This is a genomic window from Vibrio penaeicida (genome assembly GCF_002933855.1).
Taxonomy (GTDB): Bacteria; Pseudomonadota; Gammaproteobacteria; order Enterobacterales; family Vibrionaceae; genus Vibrio; species Vibrio penaeicida_A.
Window position 1 is genome coordinate 704 of the sequence record NZ_BFAQ01000082.1, and the last position, 21,924, is coordinate 22,627.

A 21,924-nucleotide genomic window follows, 5' to 3' on the forward strand; every position below is an offset into this window, starting at 1 on the left:
AGTATGAAAGCCAGTTAAACTCTCCCTTGGGATCGTTTGAGTACGGAGGTAGGTTGGAGCAAGCAATGAGGTTAAGGTGAAATGTTAGGAAAAGCGACACAAACACCAAACTGCTGTCACAAACTGTCACGCATCGAATCCACCCTCTCCTTATAATATACCCAAATGACCTCAAGGTGCTTGGGTATACAGACATAGTAAACGTCTCAAAACGTAGATGTCGTCAATTGTGCGAACTCTTGCTACGACTCAGGCGAATTAATCTTGTGTTAACGACTGCCTGACATGATATCGGTTATCAGAATGACTTGGTTACGTATGTTGTATTGGACCCTGTGAATATTCTTCCATATGGTTTTTTTTACTAACACTTAGCTAATAAAACCAATTACGGAGAATGATAGATATATCACCTTGTCATAACTACCTGTTATTATACAAGTTTATTATTGGCACTTAGTTTGCAGAAATCTCGCAAAACGTTGTACCTATCGTTGGGTTGATTGAACGCTCTAAAGTGCACCAGTTTTTAAATCATTCAATCAAACCACACGAAACCGGATCTCATTCTTATCCGTATTAGAAATGAATTTAAAGAAGAAAAGGGAAGCAAATGTCTAAAAAATTATTACGTTGGTTGGCTCCAGTAGTAATTCTTGGCGGTGCCTACGGCGCTTTCAATGTAATCGCAGCAAACGGACCAGAAGCTGAGGAAAAGAAAGAGGTTATCACCGTACCTTTGGTTCAGGCTGAAAACATATTCCCAAGTGATCACCAAGTTATCATTTCAAGCTTTGGCGAAATTTCTCCCGTAGAAAAAACACGACTTTCCGCTCAAGTATCTGGGGAAGTGACAAGCTGGCACCCAAATTTTGTCGCTGGTGGAATCGTGAAACGCGGGGAAGTTTTATTTCAATTAGAGCGAGACAACTACGAAGCAGCGGTTTTACAAGCAGAAGCGTCACTTGCTAGCGCAAAAGCCTCTCTCATAGAAGAACAAGCCAAAGCAAAGGTCGCTCAAAAACAAGCGAGAACGCTAAACAAAAAGCAAGTGACAGACTTGTACTTAAGAAAGCCTCAAGTATTGAGTGCTCAAGCACAAGTAAAATCAGCCCAAGCCGGCTTAAAGCGCGCAAGACGCGACCTAGAGAACTGTACAGTACTTGCACCGTATGATGCACTCGTTGTATCACGAAATATAGGTGTGGGTCAGTATGTTTCAGCGGGATCCGAAGTTGCACAACTCAACAACATTGAAGCCGCGGAAGTCAGCATCCCTATTGCTGGGTTCGACAGTTCATTCCTTCCCGATACGCTCAGAGGTATCAAAGCAACCATTATTGAAAAAGGTGTTCGCTCTATAGAACGTGAAGGCTTTATTTCTCGTGATCTCGGCATTGTTGATAGCAGCACACGAATGGTTAATCTTGTCGTTCAAATTGAAGATCCTTATGGCGTGAACTCGAAAAAACGCGCACTAAAATTCGGTTCATACGTGCAGGTTAGATTTGCCGGTAAAGAGCTCAAACACATCTATCGTCTCCCTCAGGAACTTGTTAATAATCAAACGGTTTGGATCGTAAATGAAGAAAATCAACTTGAGCCAAGAACCGTTAACGTTTTACGCGAAGAAGGCGAGTTTTTCTTGATTGGTAGTGGCATTGAAGAGAAAGACCAAGTGGTACTTACGCTACCTGAATACCCACAAAAAGGCATGAATGTCGAAATCGCCCAATCAGGCTCTGAATCCGCTAGTGTTGCGAAATAAGGATTGATTCATGGACATGGATACTAACAAACCGACTCAACCTACAGAAAAAGGGTTGATTGCTTATTTCGCCAATAACTCCGTCGCGGCAAACTTAATGATGATCTTTATCATCATAATGGGCGCGGTGAGCTATTTCTTCATTCAAAGACAGATGTTCCCAAACATCGAGGTTAACTACGTTAACATCAGTGCTTCCTATCCTGGTGCTTCTCCTCAAGAGATTGAAGAAAGCATTTTGATAAAAATTGAAGAATCGCTAAAAGATGTAACAGACATTAAAAAGGCCGTTTCTACGGCTTCACGTGGCAGTGCGCACCTGTCACTTGAAATTGACGTCGATGCTGAACTCACTGATGTATTGAATAAAGTGAAGCAAAAAGTCGATTCCATTGCCTCCTTCCCTGCATCAATGGAGCCCGTCAACGTATACCAAGTCGAATGGCAGCAAGATGTCATCGAAATGGCTCTGGTTGGCGACAAACCGCTAACAGAGCTAAAACCTTTAGCGAAAGTCATTGAAGACGAACTGCTTCAACTCAGTAATGTTGCCCTCGTCGATTTAAGCGCACCAGAAGATGAAATCGCCATCGAGGTTCACCCTGATACGCTAAGAAAGTACGATCTAACATTGAACGACATCACCAATGCCATTCAGCGTTATTCAGCGAATTACTCAGCAGGAGAAGTCAGCACCAATACGGGTATGATTTCCGTTCGAATTGAAAATCAATATTACCGCGGGGAAGAATTCCGCCACATTCCTGTAAAAATTGGCGCCAATGGTGCAAAAGTTCATCTTCAGGATATTGCCACTATTAAAGATGGATTTGTTGAAGGTGAACGCCACTTCAAGTACACGGGACAAAACGCAATTTACCTTTCCGTGCAAGCAACCAAAGATCAGAATATGATTCCCGTCGCGGAGTCCGTAAAAGCGTATATAGAACATAAGAATAAGACGTTACCTGAAGGATTGAAAATCAAAACTTTAGTCGACATGACTTATTATTTGAATGCGCGCTTGGATATGATGCTTAAAAACCTACTCCAAGGTGCGGTGCTTGTTGCCATCATGCTCAGTATTTTCCTGCGTGTAAAACTGGCGTTTTGGGTAATGGTTGGTCTTCCTGTCTGTTTCTTGGGCGCGATGATGCTCATGCCGGTTGTCGGCGTCAGCATTAACATTATTTCTCTATTTGCCTTCATTATGGTGCTGGGTATTGTTGTCGATGACGCCATTGTTATGGGTGAAAGTGCCTACTCAGAAATAGAGAAACATGGGGGTGGCGTTAACAATGTTGTCCGAGGCGTAAAAAAGGTGGCAACCCCTGCCACATTTGGTGTTCTAACGACGATTGCGGTATTTGCCCCGTTTATTATGTCGACAGGGCCGGAGCGAGCGTTCTTTTTCGGAATTGCGTCGGTCGTTATCCTTTGTCTTATCTTTAGCTTAATCGAGTCGAAGCTCATTCTGCCTGCTCACTTGGCCCATACCAATTTTACGCCAATTAAAGAAGGCAGTTGGCGAGATCGATTTAACAAACGCTTCTTTGGATTTGTTAATGGTCCATACCGCAATTTTGTTACTCGCTGTACGCAATGGCGCTGGACGGTCTTTGCTACCTTTATCGCTATATTAGCCGTTAGTTACGCAATGATAGATTCTAATCATGTACGTGTCGTTCCCTCCCCTAAAGTGCCTCATGATTTCCCAGGTGTACGGATAACAATGAACGACAATGTGTCCGACGAGCAAACCATTGAAGCATTGCGTGTTATTGAAAATGTTATTTGGGATGTTGAAAAAGAGACCATTGACACCCACGGTCAAGGCATGATTAAAGACCTATTGTCGATGAATCGCGGTCGAACAAGCGGACGTATTGTGATTCCATTGGTTGACGAGGATCTTCGTCCATTCAACACGTTCGAGCTTTCTCGTCGCTGGCGAGACAGGCTTCCCGTCATTCCTGGTCTTAAGTCCATCACAATCATTGATGATGTTAACGGTGGAGACGGCGGTGATGAGTTCGGTTATTTGCTGTTTGGTCCAGACATCGAAACATTGAACAATGCGGGTCGCGAATTGATCGCTAAGCTGCAAGAGCAAAATGGTCTTTATGACATTTCATCTTCCATCGACACGGGCAGTAAAGAAGTCTTACTTTCTCTCGCCCCAGTGGCCTACGACTTAGGTTTGGATCTCTCCGACATTGCTAAGCAAGTTGGCGGCAGTTTCTATGGAGGGGAAGCCCAACGAATCATACGCGATGGTGAAGAAGTGAAAGTAATGGTTCGCTACCCTAAGCTTACGCGTGAAGCATTTTCTTCATTACGATATGCGGTTATCACAACACCGTCTGGCAATAAAGTCATGCTGGGTGATGTGGTTGAAATTGACCAGAAACCGGGGATCAGCAGTATCCGTCGGGAAGAAGGCTATCGCACCGTCTATGTTTATGGGTCGATAGATGAAGAGGTGGTCGAGCCAAACGAAGTTGTAGAATTGGTTGACTCTACGTTGCTCCCTGAAATAACGGCAAAATATCCCGGAGTTAAAACTCAGCTGGGCGGATCAATCGAAGAACAACAAGCACAACAAAATGAACAAATCGCTTTTTTCATTGCAGGCATGATCATTGTTTATATTCTTCTCGCTGTACCTTTGAAGAGTTACGCTCAACCACTGATTATCATGTCGGTTATTCCGTTTAGTTTAACGGGTTCGATATGGGGACATTATTGGTTTGGTCTGGATATGAGTATGATGTCCTTGTTTGGTTTAATAGCTGCTGCGGGTGTTGTGATAAATGATTCGCTAGTGATGACCGACTACGTGAACCAAGCCAGAGCAAAAGGTCTATCGGTGAAAGATGCCGTTATTGAAGCGGGTTGTGCTCGCTTTAGGGCGATATTACTGACCTCCATTACGACATTTGCTGGTGTTCTTCCTATTATGTTCGAAACCAGCCTTCAAGCGCGATTTGTTATCCCAATGGCGGTAGCGCTTGGCTTTGCCGTATTGTTTGCTACCTTACTCACGTTGGTTTTGGTCCCATGTCTCTATCTCATACTGCAAGACATTGGAAACCTATTTATCCGCATGAAGGATTTCTTCTTAACCTTCGTGACCAGATCGGAAAAAAAAGAAAGATCCATTAGCTAAAACGAATCAAAACGCAGCGCACCGACGCTGCGTTTTTTCTCTCTTTCGATACTAATCCCCCTGCTATAGATACTTCTCCTTGTGCATAAAGCCAAAAATGCCTTAGGGATAAGACCCTAACGAAATAAGAATCTATCAGTTCACATTCAAGTAAAACGCTTCTTTCAAAATTCCAATATTGCTGCTAGAAATTTATATAGGACGACGGTTTTTTAATCAAAACAAAGACTAAAGCAACACAAAAAATCAGATTCACACGGAGCGTGTACATGGTAAGAAAGACGGTAATAGCTTTAGGGTTAGTACTTCAGTGCAGCACAGTATTTGCTGCCGATGTTATCGAATCAGATAGGCTTGTTGGCTTTGGGGAAGCAAAGTACCCCGTAGGATTTAAACACTTTGACTTCGTTAACCCTAACGCCCCCAAAGGCGGGAAAGTCACCTACGCACAAATTGGCACTTACGACAGTTTTAACCGATATGCCTCAAGGGGGGATTCAGCGGCAGCAAGCGGCGAACTCTACGACTCCTTATTTCATTTATCAAAAGATGAGCTGGACACCTCCTACGCCTTAATAGCAGAAAAAGTTCGCTATACCGAAGACTACAATTGGATGGAAGTCGACATTCGACCTTCGGCAAAATTTCATGACGGAAAACCTATTACTGCTCATGATGTAGAATTTACCTTTCAAAAGTTCATGACACAGGGTGTTGTTCAATACAGAACGTATTACAAAGACGTCAAATCTGTGAAAGCAATCAGCGACACTACTGCGCGAGTAGAGCTGAATACTGGAAACAAAGAAGTGTTGTTCTCGCTGATCCGCAATATGTCTGTCTTACCTTCTCATTACTGGAAGGATAAGGACTTTTCAGAACCTTTAGATACACCGCCTGTAGGCAGCGGCCCATACAAAATAACCAGCTATAAGTCTGGGCAAAGTGTTACCTACAGCCGCGTGAAAGATTATTGGGGAGAATCACTACCTGTCAACATAGGCAGAAACAACTTTGATACGGTGGTTTACGACTATTATCGTGATGACACCGTAATGCTAGAAGCGTTTAAAGCGGGTGAATACGACTATCGAAGTGAGAACATATCCAAAAACTGGGCGACCGCTTACACAGGCACTAACTTCGACAAGGGCTACATTAAAAAGGAAGAAATTCCTCACTCCATTCCTCAATCTATGCAAGGTTTTGTGTTTAACGTCCAGCGCCCTGTTTTTCAAGACATACGAGTCCGAGAAGCATTAACTTATGCCATGGATTTCGAATGGATGAATAAGAACTTGTTCTACAATCAGTATTCTCGAACAAGCAGCTATTTTCAAAATACCGATTATCAAGCGAAGTCACTTCCCGATGAGCAAGAACTGAAAATTTTAACGCCCTTTAAAGGCAAAGTACCAGATAGAGTCTTCACCGATGTGTATGTGCCCCCCTCAACCGATGGTAGTGGTCGAATCCGCGCGCAAATGCGAACTGCCTTTAAATTACTTAAATCAGCGGGTTGGGAGTTAAAAAATAAAGTCATGACGAACGTAGAAACTGGCAAAGCCATGACGTTCGAACTTCTGATCTATAGCCCCAGTACAGAGCGCCTTTCCATTCCTATTCAGAAGAATCTGAAGCAAATGGGGATTGAAATGAAAATTCGTACTATCGACACCACGCAATATTTGAAGCGTTACCGCGACAGAGATTACGACATGGTGTTCGCACAAATCTCTTCTGGAAACTATCCTAGTCCTAATACCCAATTGGTTTGGCACAGTAAATTCCTAGACAGCACCTATAACCGCCCCGGCTTGATTGATTCCACTATTGATAGCCTGACTGAAGCTATTGCAGATAATCAAGACAACCCTAACAAGCTCATTTATTTGGGTCGAGCACTCGATCGGGTTTTGCAATGGAACTTTCTTGCCATTCCGACTTGGCACATTGGAATTTTCCGCGTGGCTTCTTGGGACAAATTTGACCGACCAGCAACGCGACCCGCGTATGACTTAGGGCTGGACACTTGGTGGATCAATACCGATAAGGCTCAAAAGCTGCCAGAGAAACGCCGGTAACATTCTTGATGCCACCTCTCACGGGGTGGTGCTTTACTTATCTAGCGATATTCAACTCTGGTTCAACGCAAATAGCGAGAGCAAGAGAACGGCATAGAAAATAACAAGCTTAAAAGGATTTATGACAGCCTATATATTTCGAAGGTTATTGCTGGTAATCCCAACATTGTGGGCCATCATTACGATCAACTTTTTTGTAATTCAGATTGCACCTGGTGGGCCTGTTGAACAAGCTCTGGCTCAAATCGAGGGGCTGGAATCTGGGGTAATGGAGCGCTTTACTGGCGGCGGTCAAGAAATCGCACAAAGAGTCCCGACCGATGATCCGTCTGGGGATTACCGCGGTTCACGTGGATTAGATCCTGAAGTAGTTGAAGAAATCCGAAAGCAGTTTGGCTTCGATAAACCACTTCACGAACGCTATTTCACTATGCTTTACAACTACGCCACATTTAACTTTGGTGAGAGCCTCTTCAAAGGCGGTAATGTCATCGACCTCATTGTAGAACGGCTTCCCGTCTCCATTTCCCTTGGGTTATGGAGCACCATCATCATTTACTTTATCTCCATTCCGTTGGGTATTCTAAAAGCCATTCATCATGGTTCACGTTTTGATATTTGGAGTAGTGCCCTAGTCATTATTGGTTACGCCATCCCCGGCTTTTTGTTTGCCATCATGCTCATCATTCTGTTCGCCAGCGGTAATTATTTCAGCTGGTTTCCTCTCAGAGGGTTGGTTTCTGCCAATTTTGATCAACTGACGTGGTATCAACAAATCATTGATTATTTCTGGCATCTTGCCCTTCCAACACTTGCTATGGTGATTGGTGGATTCGCGACGCTCAGTATGCTCACCAAAAATTCGTTCTTAGACGAAATCAACAAACAATATGTGGTTACCGCTCGGGCAAAAGGGCTGGATGAGCAAAGCATTTTGTATAAGCACGTATTTCGCAATGCCATGCTGATCATTATCGCTGGTTTTCCTAGCGCCTTCATCAGCATCTTTTTTACAGGCTCAATGCTGATTGAAGTGATGTTTTCATTGGAAGGGGTTGGGCTGCTTGGCTTTGAATCGACCATTCAACGTGACTACCCAGTGGTATTCAGTACCTTGTACATTATGACGTTGTTAGGGCTGATCTTAGCGATTATCTCAGACCTTACCTACTCTTGGGTCGATCCAAGAATCGATTTTGAAGGGAGGTAAGCATGAGCCCATTATTCGAAATACGGTGGCAGCGATTCAAGGCAAACAAACGAGGGTTCGTATCGTTATGGCTATTTAGTTTATTGTTTTTCGTTAGTTTGTTTGCCGAACTTATCGCCAATGACAAACCGCTATTCATCAGTTTTGATAATCAATGGTACTACCCTGTCGCCATTCAATACGCAGAAACTGACTTTGGCGGTGAATTTGAAGCCGAAGCCGACTATACCGACCCATATGTGACCGATCTCATCGAAGAAAAGGGTTACATCATTTGGCCATTGATTCGCTTTCACTACGACACAATAAATTTCGATTTAGCCCACCCCGCACCTTCCCCACCAGACGATGTAAATTGGCTCGGCACTGATGATAAAGGCAGAGATGTCCTCTCTAGAATTATTTATGGTTTTCGGATATCCATTTTATTCGGGTTTGCCTTAACCATTGTCTCCAGTGTTATAGGTGTGGTGATTGGCGCATCGCAGGGGTATTACGGCGGGAAATTAGACTTGTTTGGTCAACGATTCATTGAAGTTTGGTCTAACATGCCAACACTTTTTCTACTCATCATACTTTCAAGCTTTGTTGAACCAAACTTCTGGTGGCTACTCGGTATTATGGTGTTATTCAGTTGGATGGGCTTGGTGGGCGTGGTACGTGCCGAATTCCTTCGGGGTCGGAACTTTGATTACGTTAAAGCGGCACACGCTCTTGGGGTCAGCGACCGCAGAATCATTCTTCGGCATATGTTGCCTAACGCCATGGTTGCAACATTAACCATGATGCCATTCATTCTATCTGGTTCTGTTACCACCCTTACCTCGCTAGATTTCTTGGGCTTTGGGTTACCCGTTGGCTCCCCTTCCCTTGGTGAATTACTGGCGCAAGGAAAAGCAAACCTCCAAGCACCTTGGCTTGGTTTTTCTGCGTTTGCCATATTGTCCATTATGTTGAGCTTACTCGTGTTTGTTGGCGAAGCCGTACGTGATGCATTCGATCCACATCAACAGAGGTAAACATGTCTGAGAGCGTATTGAAGATTCGTAATCTATCCGTTGGGTTCGGACGCAAAAACGATGTAGATGTCATCACACACGGGGTGAACCTCTCTATTCGAGCAGGCGAAACGCTCGCTTTAGTTGGCGAAAGTGGTTCTGGGAAATCGGTCACAGCTAACGCCATTTTGAGATTGCTACCAAAAGGAAGCACGCAATACCTATCTGGCAGTATCTTATTTGACGACAAAGATCTCCTTACCTGCAGCGAAAGGCACCTTCGCGGTGTGCGTGGCGGAAGAATTGGAATGATTTTTCAAGAGCCCATGGTATCGCTCAACCCTCTTCACAAAGTCGGACGCCAATTGGTCGAGACGGTAGAAATTCATAGAGGGCTTAGAACAAATCAAGCGCGAGAACTCGCACTTAAATGGCTAAACAAAGTCGGCATACGTAACCCAGAAATTAAGATAGATGCCTATCCTCACGAGCTATCTGGGGGGGAACGTCAGCGTGTAATGATTGCATTAGCACTCATCAATGAACCCGAATTGCTAATAGCAGACGAGCCGACTACGGCACTGGACGTGTCTGTTCAAGCCCAAATACTTGAATTGCTCAAATCTTTGCAAGACGAGCTAGGAATGGCAATGCTGTTCATCACTCACGATTTAAGTATCGTAAGGCAAATCGCCGATAACGTCGCGGTGATGCAACATGGCAACCTTGTAGAGGTGGGGGCAACCAAAGAGCTATTTGTTCATCCTGAACATGTCTATACACAGCAGCTAATCGAGTCCGATCCCAAAGGCTCTCCGGTAAATACTGATGTCAATTCCAAGGTATTAGTCCACGCTGAAAATTTAAGAGTCTGGTTCCCCATTACGGGAGGAATTCTCAAACGTGTCGTATCCCATATCAAAGCTGTCACTGACGTCAATTTCAGTTTGCGAAAAGGGCAAACGATAGGGCTAGTCGGTGAAAGTGGCTCGGGAAAGTCCACCACAGGCATGGCGATTCTTAGGCTCTTAAACAGCGAAGGGATAATCCAATATAATGGCGAATCAATAGAAAGCTTCGGGCGAAAACAAATGCTTCCACTGCGAAAAAAAATGCAGGTGGTATTTCAAGATCCGTTTTCTGCACTAAATCCGAGAATGTCCGTCGCTCAAATCATTGGTGAAGGGCTCAAAGTTCATCAAGACCTATCTGAATCTGATATGGATAGGCAAATCTGCGAAACGATGGAGGAAGTCGGGCTGGATTCGAACACTCGCCACCGTTACCCAAACGAGTTTTCAGGCGGGCAAAGGCAACGTATCGCTATTGCGAGGGCGATTATTCTTAAGCCTGAGTTTATCCTTTTAGATGAACCGACTTCATCGCTAGACAGAACCGTTCAAGCACAAGTACTTGATCTCTTAAAGTCACTTCAACAAAAGTACGAACTGACTTATCTTTTTATCAGTCACGACTTAAATGTGGTCAAATCACTTTGTCACTACACTTTGGTGCTTAAGGATGGTCAAGTGGTAGAGCAAGGCGTTACAGAAGACTTGTTCCATTCACCGCAGCAAGACTATACTCGCCAATTGGTAAACCTTTCAAGCCTTTGATTCAATGCGTTATGCTGTGCCTTATCTTGAGCTGAAGTTATTCATACTTAATGCATGTGCTTCTACGCAGAATGAAGCAGGTATAAAAAAGGCAAACCTATTTGGTTTGCCTGTTTGATTCATTCTGAGCTTTTATTGAGTCGAAAAAGCCTGGGAATTTTTTGCGGATTCTAATTTGCTCTGCTGCCATATGTTTTAAGCTGGGTCCTTCGTTCAGTTTAATCACGAGCTCGGCCCCATCTAAACGCAACACTTCTCCAACGACGTCAAATGATTCGCCGCCACTCAATATAATGGTCCCCTTTATTTCCATCCTCTTTTTCACATCAACTTCGGATGAAAATAGTAACCGCAGCCCCTTTTCAGATATCTCGGTCACTAAGAACTGTTTATTCCAAGCTTTGATTCTTGGTCGTTCCGACTTCGGATACCTTAAGCGGTAATATTGTCTGGATTGTTTAGAAATGCTGTGTTCCATCTATGTTTTTTCTGTATTTTAAACACTGACTGTAATTTAAACTCTGGCAGTAATTTAAACTCTGGCAGTAAGTAGCTTAACAGATTCCAAAATTGAGTTCTTCTTTATCGGTCAGCTCATCATTTTTGAGCTACGCCCATCAAGACTGGTAAAGAGCCTTTGTTAGAATCAATATGGAAAGGTGTGTCGATAGTAACGCTACTGAACTTCGCTTTTGTCAATGCTTTCTTAGCTTTACTCTGCGTTAAGCCATAGCTTTCATTATCGCTTTCAACTAGCCAGTCCCAATGAACAAATAGGCCACCGTCATTGAGCAATGAATGGATTATCTTTGCAGACTCTTCAAAGTTGTCCAAAAAGCCGCATACGGAAGAAGCCACAACGATATCAAACTGACCACGGAAAGCCGGATGATAAGCCACCAAACCACGTGTAAGCTCATCGACGACAGGCTCTACGTTTATCAATTCTTTCGCATCCAATTGCTCAATCATCTTCTCAGACGAATCCAAAGCGACAATTTCTTTTACTAAAGGGGAAAGCTTTTGAGTGAGCAACCCTGTGCCACATCCAAAATCCAGTACTTTCAATCCCTCAAGGCTTACTCTTTCTTCGAGCTGTTCGAATGCTTTTTGCGCATAAATCGCAGTTGCCGCATCTTGCTCCCAGTTCTCTGCGTATTCATCCCATTCGTTGGACATGGTATTTTCCCCAAAATGTTTACAAGCTTATACCCAAAGATCCTGTGTAAAGACGTAACTGCATACATTTTTAGCAAGATACTTGGGTATAAGAGACGTATAGACTAAACCAAAGCTAGCCTAGATACACACTCACCGATACAAAAGTTCACCAAATCGGGCGTTAAGTCTAATTTGTATCAACAAGCAGTTGAGATTATTTTTCGACTCCGTTTCGAATTCGGTTAAAAAGAAGACTTCATTGAAACATTTTAACCGAAATGTCATCTAAAATTGCGTCAATCAATATCGTTCTCTTGATCTTAAGGATAAGGTTTTGAGCATGATGAAGTTTGTTGATGGTCATAAGTACGCATATAACAACAGATGGAACGATAAAAAATACCGTAATTTTCAGAACAAATAACGGTAACTCAAATATCAAATGACGGACTTTATTGGAATCAGCACGTGATACCCAAGCTACATCACTTTTCTCAGACTTTAAGTTGTATAAAATATCCGCAATTGTCCATTGTTTAAATCCTTAATTGATTGTCGGAGTTACCTAACTTTTTCTTTCCTTTCCTGAATTCGACCAATTGTTTCTCGATTTAAACACCTGTGACAAAAACGACATAAAATAACCATAAGATGTGTTTTATCATACCAATCTAATGCCGTCGGCCTAGGGTTGGTTGTAAACAAGCCATCTTTGAGTCTCAAGGAGTCGAGTAAGTGATGAGTGTTTTTTTACGCCTGCTGATTGTGTGTTTTACTTTATTTTCTTTTCCTAGTTTTGCCGCCGAATCTTCCACCAGCTATACCTCTTCTGGTGTGGGATATGCTGCGTTGATTATTTTTGGGCTCGCTTATTGCCTTGTAATGGCAGAAGAGTACCTGCAGCTTCGTAAGTCTAAGCCTGTGCTTCTCGCGGCAGGTTTAATATGGATTATTATTGGGTTTGCGTTTCAAGCAGACGGTCAGATAGAAACAGCTAAACATGCCCTCGAACATAACTTGCTGGAATACGCGCAGTTGCTGCTTTTCCTACTTGTTGCGATGACCTACATCAGTGCGATGGAAGAACGCAGACTGTTTGATGCGCTGCAAGCATGGATGGTGAACAAAGGGTTCAACTTGCGAACGCTTTTCTGGATCACCGGCATACTCTCGTTCTTTATCTCCCCTATTGCAGATAACTTAACCACTGCGCTTCTAATGTGTGCTGTTGTCATGAAAGTGGGCGGGAACAATACGCGCTTTATCAATCTCGCTTGTATTAACATCGTTGTTGCCGCAAATGCGGGGGGCGCATTCAGCCCATTTGGCGACATCACAACCTTGATGGTTTGGCAGGCTGGGCTCGTTTCTTTCAGCCAATTCCTCACCTTATTTATTCCTTCGGTCGCTAATTATGTTGTTCCAGCCGTCATTATGGCTTTCTTTATTCCAAAAGAGCAGCCAGACGCAATTAAAGAAGTGGTTGAACTAAAACGCGGAGCAAGACGTATTGTAGTTTTGTTTTTACTGACCATTGCCACTGCCGTCGCATTCCACGGCTTATTACACTTCCCACCCGTCATTGGGATGATGATGGGTTTAGCCTATTTGCAGTTCTTTGGATTTTTCCTTCGCAAAACATTGCCTATGTCCTTGGCGAAAAAGCGTGCCAAAGCGCAAGCCTCACACGATGAAGAAGCACTGCGTAGATTAGGCTCTGTTGTACCGTTTGACGTATTCCGTCGTGTGTCGCATGCCGAGTGGGATACACTACTGTTCTTCTACGGCGTTGTTATGTGTGTGGGTGGTTTAAGCCTAATCGGTTACCTAGGCATGGTTTCTGAAATTATGTACACGCAATGGGATCCAGTATGGGCAAACGTTATGGTAGGGATACTTTCTGCCATTGTAGATAACATTCCTGTCATGTTCGCTGTACTCACCATGCAACCAGAAATGACACTCGGCAACTGGCTGCTTGTTACATTAACTGCGGGGGTCGGCGGAAGCTTGCTTTCTATTGGCAGCGCCGCTGGTGTAGCACTAATGGGCGCAGCACACGGAAAATATACCTTCTTCGGGCATCTAAAATGGGCGCCCGTGATCAGTTTGGGCTACATGGTGAGCATTGTGTTGCATCTTATGATCAACGGTTCGCTGTTCTAGTTCTGCTAAGCGTTTTGGTATGACTGAGCGAAATCATTCTGCTGAAAACGCGCATGGATAGGTGGCAGTTTCTTTGCCACCTTTTTTATCCAAAAATAATGTAAACGATTTACATTATTTTTTTGTTTTTATTTTAATGAATTACATTTTCAACGATGAAAAACGGTGTTAAAAAATGTCTTTTGTTTCCATGATTCGTTACATTACCCATTCTTTTTCTATTCGAGCTCATTAAATGGCAACCATCAAAGACGTCGCGAAAACCGCCGGTGTATCCGTCGCTACCGTATCACGAGTGATCAATCGTTCGCCCAAGGCGAGCACCAAAGCTATTGAATCGGTAAACGCAGCAATGGCTCAGTTGGGGTATCGACCAAATGCAAACGCCCGCGCATTGGTTAGCCAGTCCACCAATACCATGGGTGTATTAGTGAGTGACGTCTCCGACCCGTTCTTTGGTACGCTCATTAAAGCAGTAGATGATGTCGCCCATACACAAGGAAAGCATTTGCTCATTGGGAATGGTTACCATAATGCTGATGAAGAACGGGAAGCCATCGAATTGCTCGTAAACAGCCGTTGCGAAAGCCTTGTGATTCACTCGAAAGGCTTGTCTGACAAAGAGTTGCTTAGCTATACCCAAGAAGTTCGTGGAATGGTTTTGATTAACCGACAGATTCCTGAAATATCGCACCGATGCATTGCCTTAGACAATTACAAAGGTGCTTATCTTGCCACTGAGTATTTGATTCGCCACGGTCACACCAACATTGCTTGTATTTCATCTTCTCATCACATTGAAGATGTCGATGCACGAATTGCGGGCTATCTTGCCGCTTTAAACGATCACAATATCGAACTTTCCGACAAGTACATTGTGCATCGTAACCCAGACAGTGAAGGCGGTGAAGAAGCGATGACACACCTGCTGACTCAATCCTTACCCATTTCAGCCGTGTTTGCCTACAACGATTATATGGCTGCTGGGGCTATGTCTATTTTGGATGAAAATGGACTCGATGTTCCCGAAAATGTATCGGTGATAGGGTTTGATGACGGCCCCATTGCTCGTTACTTAACACCTAAGTTAACCACTATCCGTTACCCAATCCAGATGATGGCAGAACAAGCAGCACGATTGTCGCTTGATTTGGCTAACGGGGAAACCGTACATACCGAACCGGTCATGTTATCCCCCACTCTTGTGAGAAGAAACTCTGTTGACAAAGCTCGTAGTTGACTAAGCGCCTAGTTGACATAGTTCGAAGTTGACACTGTTCTTAGTTGATCACTTCACTCACCCCCAAAAATCAATGCATTTCATCGCAATCTAACGCATTGAGCTAACAGAAAAACGTCTGCTCCATTTACGCTTTTACGCCTGCATCTCGTCCATACTCACATTTCTATCTATAAAATGGCACTCGTCGCCTCACTTATTTGATTAAATCTTAATCACCACATACGCTTAAAAGTGATGTTTTTTCCAGATTGAGAGTAAGGTTAATCTAAATAGGGAGATTGTATGACCAAGCAATCAAAGAGCTCAAATGTAGAAGTTGAGCCTAAGAAAAATGATTCCGAGCAGTTAGCGCAAATTCAACACCTTTTATTTGGTGAACGAGCCGAATCCATTGAAACCGCCATTGAGGATCTTTCTGAGCGAACAAATCAAACCTTTATACAGATAGAGAAAAAATTGGATGCCATTAATCTGCAAATCTCCAAATTGGCAGACTCTTTAGAAGGGCTCGCTCAAACAAGCCAGCAAAGTAACAGCAGCCTAGAGATGCACTTTACTCAGGAAGTGGGAGAATTATCTCAACAGCTTCATGACAAACACGAAGAAGCTCTCAATAAAATTGACAGCGTTTCGGAAGACCTGAAAAACAACAAAGCGGATAGAAAAACATTAGCGACATTGCTTTCGACCATGGCCGAAGATCTCGATGGGAATTAAATGATCAATCGGGACAATTCAAAAATTGAGGAACTCCGTTCCTTAGTGCTTGGAGAGCAATACGAAAACGCTCTTAATGACTACATAGATAAAAATGACGAAACCAGCCGAGTGGCAGACGTCATCGTAGAAGCTATTAAACAAAGAAATCAAAAAGACAACAAAGTTACCGAAGAACTTTCTCCCATTATTGACAGCGCCATCGAAGTTTCCATCAATAACAGTACACAACGCTTTGCCGACATTCTTTACCCAGTCATCGGGGCCGCTGTACGGAAATCTGTTAGTGCCACATTTAACCAGCTGGTCAACTCTCTCAATCAAGTTCTAACCCAAAACTTCAGCTTAAAATCCATCAAATGGCGCTATCAAGCATGGCGACAAGGCATCAGTTACGCTCAATTCCTCTTGATGAAAACGTCTGTCTTTCAGGTGGAACAGGTACTTCTGATCCACAGGGAAACGGGGCTTCTGCTGAATTCCGTCGCAAATGAAGGGACAGAAACCAGCGATCCGGAACTCGTTTCCAGTATGCTCACGGCCATTACTGATTTTGTATCCGACTCCTTTAGTAGCGACAGTAACGACACACTTGAAGGCGTTAGGCTTGGCGATTTATTGCTCAAGATTGAAGTCGCACCGCATGTCATATTGGCTGCTGCCGTTAGAGGGATCCCAAATCAACTGGTCGACACCACTATTTCCACTACTGTCGAAAAAATTGAGCAAGATTTCTCCGACAAGTTGGTTCATTTCAGCGGAGATAATGACGAATTTGCCTCTTCGGCTCCTCTATTAGAAAGCTGCTTACTTAAAAACACACTCGAAGATAACGCAAAAGAACGCTTTCCATGGCGGTTATTTGCGGTGCTGCTGGTTTTTATTGTGGTCGGGTTATACAAGTTATTTGTTCATATTAACGTCAGTAACGAACATGAAATTACTCGTCAAGTCTTTGAGTATGAACCTAATTATTTAATTGTGGAATCCATCATACAGGACGACAACATCACCCTTTCTGTCCTTCGCAAACCGGGGTCACGAGCGCCTAGCGACATCTTAGAAAACATTAACTACCTTCACACAACTCAATCGGTTGACGACAAAGTCGTTGATTTCAGTGAATCGGGTGAACTGCCTCAATACAACCTCACCGTTATAGATGTGGTTCGGCATAACCTCATTTCATCTTTAAGTGAGGGTGAATCAGCTCGTATTTGGCTATCTGATCGCACGGTTAACGTTTCTGGTGAATTGAAACCAAGCACATTGGAACAGCTTAAGCGCTACATAACAAAAATAGACAGCAGCCTTACGCTGTCTGTGCAAGGCATAACTGTACTTCCCTCAGAGCCTACCGCTTCAGAGCAATTGGAAAGAGGATTTCTTAAGCAGCAACTCACCAGTTTGATTGGTGATGGCGAAACAATCTCTTTAATTTTTGAGCAAGAGAAGGTATCGCTGTCTGGTGAAGTGTACCCTGAGACACTAGCGAGCATTCATCGTTACCTAAGCAGTAAGGAGTTAAGCCTTGATGTAGAAATGGCAGCTTTAACTACGCTTAAAAAATCACCCGATTTCCAAAAACAATATGACCAACTCTCTCAATCACTGAATCAAGTGCGGTTTCAATACGAGCTCAATGTGGTTACACCTAAAAATGACAAATCAGAGATTGCTCGGTTTGTGAGCCAAGCGAAATCACTGATGCAGCTCGGGGAAACACTTAATCCACCACTTACGCCTATATTTATAGTGACGGGGTACTCCGACGATATTGGTTCCAAAGAAAGGAACATCCAGCTCAGTAAACAAAGAGCATCCAACGTTAAGCAAGTCATGATGGATAATGGCATTAATGAAAATCACATCATTACCCTAAATATCAGCAATATAGAATCAACAGAAAGTATCTCGTCTGCATTAAGAAGAGTCACCATAGATGTGATAAACAAGGATTTGTGAGCATAAGAGGCCACGCATGAAAGCAAAGAAAATCTGCATGATTGGAGCGTTTGCGGTAGGGAAAACCAGTTTGGTGAGGCGTTTTGTCGAAAGTATTTTCACCGAAAAATACCACACAACAATAGGCGTGAAAATTTCGAAGAAGTTTATCGATTCAACGCTAGAACCAGTACAACTTCTGGTATGGGATATCGAAGGCAAAGATGTGTATACCAACATCAATGTCTCCTATTTGAGAGGTGCATCTGGCGCTATGTTGGTTGTTGATGGAACCCGCCCAGATAGCCTAGAAGTGGCCAACGAGCTAAGAACCCTGATCAGCGACAACTGTAATGATATTCCCGTCGTATTGATGCTAAACAAATGCGACTTGGAAGATCAGTGGGTTATCGGACCAGACAAAATAACCAAACTAGAACAAAAGGTATCTACCGTGTTTAAATCCAGCGCAAAAGATGGAAAAAACGTCGATGAAGCGTTCCAAAAATTAGCCGAACTAATGCTGGAACGTGATTAAGCCGAGGACAACACCATGAACCACTTAGAAGCAGTATTGACGTCTTTAAATTACGTTGTCCTACTGCGAAATCAAGATAAAAGCTTTACGTTATTGAACCCTTGCGCTAACTGGTTTAGTGAACTCTACTTTGATCAAACTGCGACTACGTTTGATGCCAATCTTATCGACCTGTGCCTTGCATTTCCCTTCATCGAAAATTTCATCATTGATGCCGACTCCGTTTGGTGCAAACCCAAATCAAAAGAATCCATCAGCTCTGGAGTCTGGACGGAATCAAACGCTGATGGAGAGGAAGTTCAACTGACCGCGATTGCTTCCAATAACAACGGTTGTAATTTACTCATTATCGAGAATCGAACCGAGCATTTCAAAGTAGAGCAAGACATGATGCAGAAGGCTCGGGATATTGCATTACTTAATGAAAAGCTGGTCACGGAACTCAATCATAGGCAGCGAAACCTTCAATCGGACATTGCTCAGTTATTTGATGAAAATGCCAGTATGAAAATCATCGGAGATGCAATCAAATCTGAACCCGCCGCGGTGATCATTTTCAATTCGAAAAGTAAAGTACTCAACATCAACAACGAATTCAAAAAGCTCTTTCAAATAGAGGATATCGCCAGCTCGCAACCTTTGGCATTGCTTGAAAGATGGTGCTCCGAAGCCGAACCGATTTACCCAGAAATGAACCGTGTTTTAACCGCGGGTTCTTATTGGGAAGGCGAGTTTTCCACGCGAACTATACAAGAACAAAAACACTTTGTTCGGCTGAACATTGCACCGATTAAAAATGAACGCCAACAAGTCACTCACTTTGTTTGTATCATCCACGATATTTCAAATCTTCGCCTAGATGAAAAGCACGACAGTTCAAATTACACTGGGTTTGAATACACCACCCAACTTCCCAATCGGCGCTATTTTTGGCGTAAGATCCAAGAAAGGGACAAAGCATCTCGGAAAAACAAAACAACCTATTCCGTTTTGTACATCGACTTAGATTACTTTAAACGCATCAACGACAAATTTGGGTTTGAACAAGGAGATAATGTTCTAAAGCTCATTGGTTCGCGTATTTCGAGATGTGTAAAACAAAAAGACTTTGTTTCTCACCTTGGTGGCGATGAGTTTACCATCATCGCGTTTGGTGCAGCAGAGCAGCTAAAACCCATGTCGGACAGGCTCCGAAGGTCGATCAGCGAACCTGTTTTGCTCGACGAAACGTCCGTTAGTATTACTGCCAGTATCGGTATTGCAACCATTGAGGATTCAATCAGCCTTGTTGAAGTGGTTAAGCATTCTGATTTGGCCATGTCGTCGGCGAAAGAGCTGGGAAGAAACCAATGCCGTATTTACACCGAGCAATTGGATCTCACGTTTTCTCTAAGGCTACAACGTGAACATGATATTCATGATGCGATTAAGAATGATGATTTTCATTTGCTATATCAGCCCAAAACGAATGTTAATGCCAGCGATGAGTTTAACGTTGAGGCACTCGTGCGCTGGGAACACAATACCGAAGGAACAATTTACCCTAACGATTTTATACCCATTGCCGAAGATTCCGGTCAAATCATTCCTTTAGGTCGTTGGGTTCTAGAACAAGCCTGCAATGATGCCAAAACGCTGCTTGATAAAGGCATAAACATTCGAATGGCGGTGAATGTTTCAACCAAACAGCTCAAGCACCCCGACTTCTTTAATCACGTAGTCAAGGCACTGGAGAAGAGTGGATTACCATCAGAAAACCTAGAGCTAGAAATAACAGAGAGTGGTTTGCTCGCGGATATAGACTCCATCCTTGACGTGCTGCATCAAATCCGACAACTCGGAGTCACCGTCGCGCTTGATGATTTCGGCACAGGCTTTTCTTCACTTAACTACTTACGCCAAATGCCCGTTGATTTTATTAAGATCGACAAAGAATTTGTTGACGAATTACCAGCAAATAATCAAAGCATGCTTATCACCACATCTCTTATTGAGCTAGCGCACAGCTTAAACCTTAAAGTGATTGCAGAAGGTGTGGAAACACTAAAACAACTCAAATGCCTCACCAGTGTGAATTGCGACTACATTCAGGGCTATTACTTCTACAAGCCTCTTCCTTTTAAGCAACTGGAACTGGCTTATAAAACCGAAACGGAAGAGAAGCGGATTGTAAAATCAAGCCCTTAAATTCTTTGAGGGCTTAACTTCTACCATTAATTAATAAAAATATCAGCGAATGCGCGGCTTGTTCTACGTCTCTTTATTTGATGGTTCGTCGCACTTTTTCTCTCTAGTACGTAAATCATCAAGACAAACGCTTATATACCCAAATAATCTCATATGATTTATCGATAATTTCTATCGATACTCCTTCTAACTAAAAGGCGTGAATATGAATAAGTGGGTAAGTTTTCTTCTATTGTTTTGGGTATCGGCCGCACAGTCATCAGACATGCTGCAATGGCCAGAGATAAAACCTTTTACGTTGACGTCGTCAGTGTTGGGTGAAGAGCGAAATGTGTGGGTTTCACTTCCAAATAGCTATCACGAAAATCCAAACAAACACTACCCTGTGATCTACACGACCGACGGCAAATACTTACTAAAAAATCTACAAGGTGCTATGTGGGCGCTAACAACTCGTGCAGATGTACCCGACGCAATTTTAGTTGGTATTGAAAACCCAGGGCAGATCCGCGCGCGCGACTTAACGCCGACGGTAATGACTGGGGGCAACGTGCCTCCTGGCGTCGTTACTGGTCAGAGTAAACAATTTGAAAAGTTTGTTACCGATGAACTGGTACCTTGGGTTAATCGTGAATATCGCACCGATGGGTTTGAGGTGTTGGCTGGTCATTCTTTTGGTGGTCTATTTACACTTTCAAGCCTACTTTCTCCTGATGCACGAGCGATTTTTGAAGGCTACGTAGCAATAGATCCATCTTTATGGTGGGATGACCAAGTCATGGTAGAGCAGTTTACAGATGCCGCTGCAAATTTCCCTTCTAACCAACATATGGTCTACATTTCTGCTGCTTGGGAAGAAGACATTCCATCCGACATTATGGAGCTGTACATAGAACATATTGGTGGTATCGACTTGGTTTCTAAGATTATTTCTAATCAATTCACTATCAATTCCACCTACCAAATCGAAACCACTGAAACTCATCCGTCGGTAGTATACGACAGCTTGTTCCATGGTATTCGAGCGGTGTATCAATGTTACCCTTCTGTGTGTAAAAAAGGGAAATAAGCCAATAATATCAGAAAGCTAGAGTATTATAAGCCAAAAAAGTATCCACCGGCA

General features: G+C 43.3%; 15 protein-coding genes. 13 read left to right on the forward strand and 2 right to left on the reverse strand.

Annotated elements, in window-relative coordinates; translation table 11 throughout:
- Window positions 1-613: 613 nt before the first annotated feature.
- The 6 genes from VPNCDNU1_RS28305 to VPNCDNU1_RS28330 all read left to right on the forward strand — a co-directional run bounded on the left by VPNCDNU1_RS28305 (window position 614) and on the right by VPNCDNU1_RS28330 (window position 10,845).
- Entirely contained in the window at window positions 614-1,768 is a 1,155-nt protein-coding gene (locus VPNCDNU1_RS28305) for an efflux RND transporter periplasmic adaptor subunit (protein WP_104403469.1), read from the forward strand.
- A gap of 16 nt (window positions 1,769-1,784) precedes the next feature.
- Window positions 1,785-4,937 (forward strand): efflux RND transporter permease subunit, encoded by a 3,153-nt coding sequence (locus VPNCDNU1_RS28310; protein WP_167404918.1) that lies wholly within the window; start codon window positions 1,785-1,787, stop codon window positions 4,935-4,937.
- 269 nt (window positions 4,938-5,206) lie between these two features.
- Window positions 5,207-7,021, forward strand: a complete 1,815-nt coding sequence (locus VPNCDNU1_RS28315; RefSeq protein ID WP_104403471.1) for an extracellular solute-binding protein — start codon at window positions 5,207-5,209, stop codon at window positions 7,019-7,021.
- A 121-nt stretch (window positions 7,022-7,142) separates the two neighbouring features.
- Window positions 7,143-8,231 (forward strand): microcin C ABC transporter permease YejB, encoded by a 1,089-nt coding sequence (locus VPNCDNU1_RS28320; RefSeq protein WP_104403472.1) that lies wholly within the window; start codon window positions 7,143-7,145, stop codon window positions 8,229-8,231.
- A 2-nt stretch (window positions 8,232-8,233) separates the two neighbouring features.
- Window positions 8,234-9,250 (forward strand): ABC transporter permease, encoded by a 1,017-nt coding sequence (locus VPNCDNU1_RS28325; RefSeq protein ID WP_104403473.1) that lies wholly within the window; start codon window positions 8,234-8,236, stop codon window positions 9,248-9,250.
- 2 nt (window positions 9,251-9,252) lie between these two features.
- Window positions 9,253-10,845: an ABC transporter ATP-binding protein gene (locus tag VPNCDNU1_RS28330; RefSeq protein ID WP_104403474.1), complete on the forward strand. Its 1,593-nt coding sequence runs from the start codon at window positions 9,253-9,255 to the stop codon at window positions 10,843-10,845.
- Window positions 10,846-10,942: 97 nt separating this feature from the next.
- On the opposite strand, the gene VPNCDNU1_RS28335 is transcribed toward VPNCDNU1_RS28330, so the two are convergent.
- Together VPNCDNU1_RS28335 and VPNCDNU1_RS28340 are read right to left on the reverse strand one after the other, a co-directional pair.
- Window positions 10,943-11,323, reverse strand: a complete 381-nt coding sequence (locus VPNCDNU1_RS28335; RefSeq protein ID WP_104403475.1) for a PilZ domain-containing protein — start codon at window positions 11,321-11,323, stop codon at window positions 10,943-10,945.
- A gap of 119 nt (window positions 11,324-11,442) precedes the next feature.
- Window positions 11,443-12,024, reverse strand: coding sequence for a class I SAM-dependent DNA methyltransferase (locus VPNCDNU1_RS28340; protein ID WP_104403476.1), 582 nt, complete (start codon window positions 12,022-12,024; stop codon window positions 11,443-11,445).
- A gap of 720 nt (window positions 12,025-12,744) precedes the next feature.
- Here VPNCDNU1_RS28340 and nhaD point away from each other — a divergent pair.
- The 7 genes from nhaD (at window position 12,745) to VPNCDNU1_RS28375 (ending at window position 21,870) form a co-directional block, all read left to right on the forward strand.
- Window positions 12,745-14,172 (forward strand): sodium:proton antiporter NhaD, encoded by a 1,428-nt coding sequence (gene nhaD / locus VPNCDNU1_RS28345; protein ID WP_174715177.1) that lies wholly within the window; start codon window positions 12,745-12,747, stop codon window positions 14,170-14,172.
- A 235-nt stretch (window positions 14,173-14,407) separates the two neighbouring features.
- The gene (locus VPNCDNU1_RS28350) at window positions 14,408-15,412 is read left to right on the forward strand and encodes a substrate-binding domain-containing protein (RefSeq protein WP_104403477.1); all 1,005 of its coding nucleotides are present in this window, start codon (window positions 14,408-14,410) and stop codon (window positions 15,410-15,412) included.
- Window positions 15,413-15,697: 285 nt separating this feature from the next.
- On the forward strand, window positions 15,698-16,132 hold the full coding sequence (locus VPNCDNU1_RS28355; RefSeq protein ID WP_104403478.1) for a hypothetical protein: 435 nt from the start codon (window positions 15,698-15,700) through the stop codon (window positions 16,130-16,132).
- Window positions 16,133-18,097: an OmpA family protein gene (locus VPNCDNU1_RS28360; RefSeq protein ID WP_104403479.1), complete on the forward strand. Its 1,965-nt coding sequence runs from the start codon at window positions 16,133-16,135 to the stop codon at window positions 18,095-18,097.
- Window positions 18,098-18,113: 16 nt separating this feature from the next.
- On the forward strand, window positions 18,114-18,614 hold the full coding sequence (locus tag VPNCDNU1_RS28365; protein WP_104403480.1) for a Rab family GTPase: 501 nt from the start codon (window positions 18,114-18,116) through the stop codon (window positions 18,612-18,614).
- A 15-nt stretch (window positions 18,615-18,629) separates the two neighbouring features.
- Window positions 18,630-20,801 (forward strand): sensor domain-containing protein, encoded by a 2,172-nt coding sequence (locus VPNCDNU1_RS28370; RefSeq protein ID WP_104403481.1) that lies wholly within the window; start codon window positions 18,630-18,632, stop codon window positions 20,799-20,801.
- A 205-nt stretch (window positions 20,802-21,006) separates the two neighbouring features.
- Window positions 21,007-21,870, forward strand: a complete 864-nt coding sequence (locus VPNCDNU1_RS28375) for an alpha/beta hydrolase (RefSeq protein WP_104403482.1) — start codon at window positions 21,007-21,009, stop codon at window positions 21,868-21,870.
- The last annotated feature ends 54 nt before the right edge of the window (window positions 21,871-21,924 follow it).

What these genes read in the sequence shown, in the direction of transcription:
- VPNCDNU1_RS28305 (WP_104403469.1), top strand. Translation starts at nt 614, where the DNA reads ATGTCTAAAAAATTATTACGTTGGTTGGCTCCAGTAGTAATTCTTGGC.
- VPNCDNU1_RS28330 (WP_104403474.1), top strand. Translation starts at nt 9,253, where the DNA reads ATGTCTGAGAGCGTATTGAAGATTCGTAATCTATCCGTTGGGTTCGGA.
- VPNCDNU1_RS28355 (WP_104403478.1), top strand. Translation starts at nt 15,698, where the DNA reads ATGACCAAGCAATCAAAGAGCTCAAATGTAGAAGTTGAGCCTAAGAAA.
- VPNCDNU1_RS28315 (WP_104403471.1), top strand. Translation starts at nt 5,207, where the DNA reads ATGGTAAGAAAGACGGTAATAGCTTTAGGGTTAGTACTTCAGTGCAGC.
- VPNCDNU1_RS28350 (WP_104403477.1), top strand. Translation starts at nt 14,408, where the DNA reads ATGGCAACCATCAAAGACGTCGCGAAAACCGCCGGTGTATCCGTCGCT.
- VPNCDNU1_RS28360 (WP_104403479.1), top strand. Translation starts at nt 16,133, where the DNA reads ATGATCAATCGGGACAATTCAAAAATTGAGGAACTCCGTTCCTTAGTG.
- VPNCDNU1_RS28340 (WP_104403476.1), bottom strand. Translation starts at nt 12,024, where the DNA reads ATGTCCAACGAATGGGATGAATACGCAGAGAACTGGGAGCAAGATGCG.
- VPNCDNU1_RS28325 (WP_104403473.1), top strand. Translation starts at nt 8,234, where the DNA reads ATGAGCCCATTATTCGAAATACGGTGGCAGCGATTCAAGGCAAACAAA.
- VPNCDNU1_RS28365 (WP_104403480.1), top strand. Translation starts at nt 18,114, where the DNA reads ATGAAAGCAAAGAAAATCTGCATGATTGGAGCGTTTGCGGTAGGGAAA.
- VPNCDNU1_RS28375 (WP_104403482.1), top strand. Translation starts at nt 21,007, where the DNA reads ATGAATAAGTGGGTAAGTTTTCTTCTATTGTTTTGGGTATCGGCCGCA.
- VPNCDNU1_RS28335 (WP_104403475.1), bottom strand. Translation starts at nt 11,323, where the DNA reads ATGGAACACAGCATTTCTAAACAATCCAGACAATATTACCGCTTAAGG.
- nhaD (WP_174715177.1), top strand. Translation starts at nt 12,745, where the DNA reads ATGAGTGTTTTTTTACGCCTGCTGATTGTGTGTTTTACTTTATTTTCT.
- VPNCDNU1_RS28370 (WP_104403481.1), top strand. Translation starts at nt 18,630, where the DNA reads ATGAACCACTTAGAAGCAGTATTGACGTCTTTAAATTACGTTGTCCTA.
- VPNCDNU1_RS28320 (WP_104403472.1), top strand. Translation starts at nt 7,143, where the DNA reads ATGACAGCCTATATATTTCGAAGGTTATTGCTGGTAATCCCAACATTG.
- VPNCDNU1_RS28310 (WP_167404918.1), top strand. Translation starts at nt 1,785, where the DNA reads ATGGATACTAACAAACCGACTCAACCTACAGAAAAAGGGTTGATTGCT.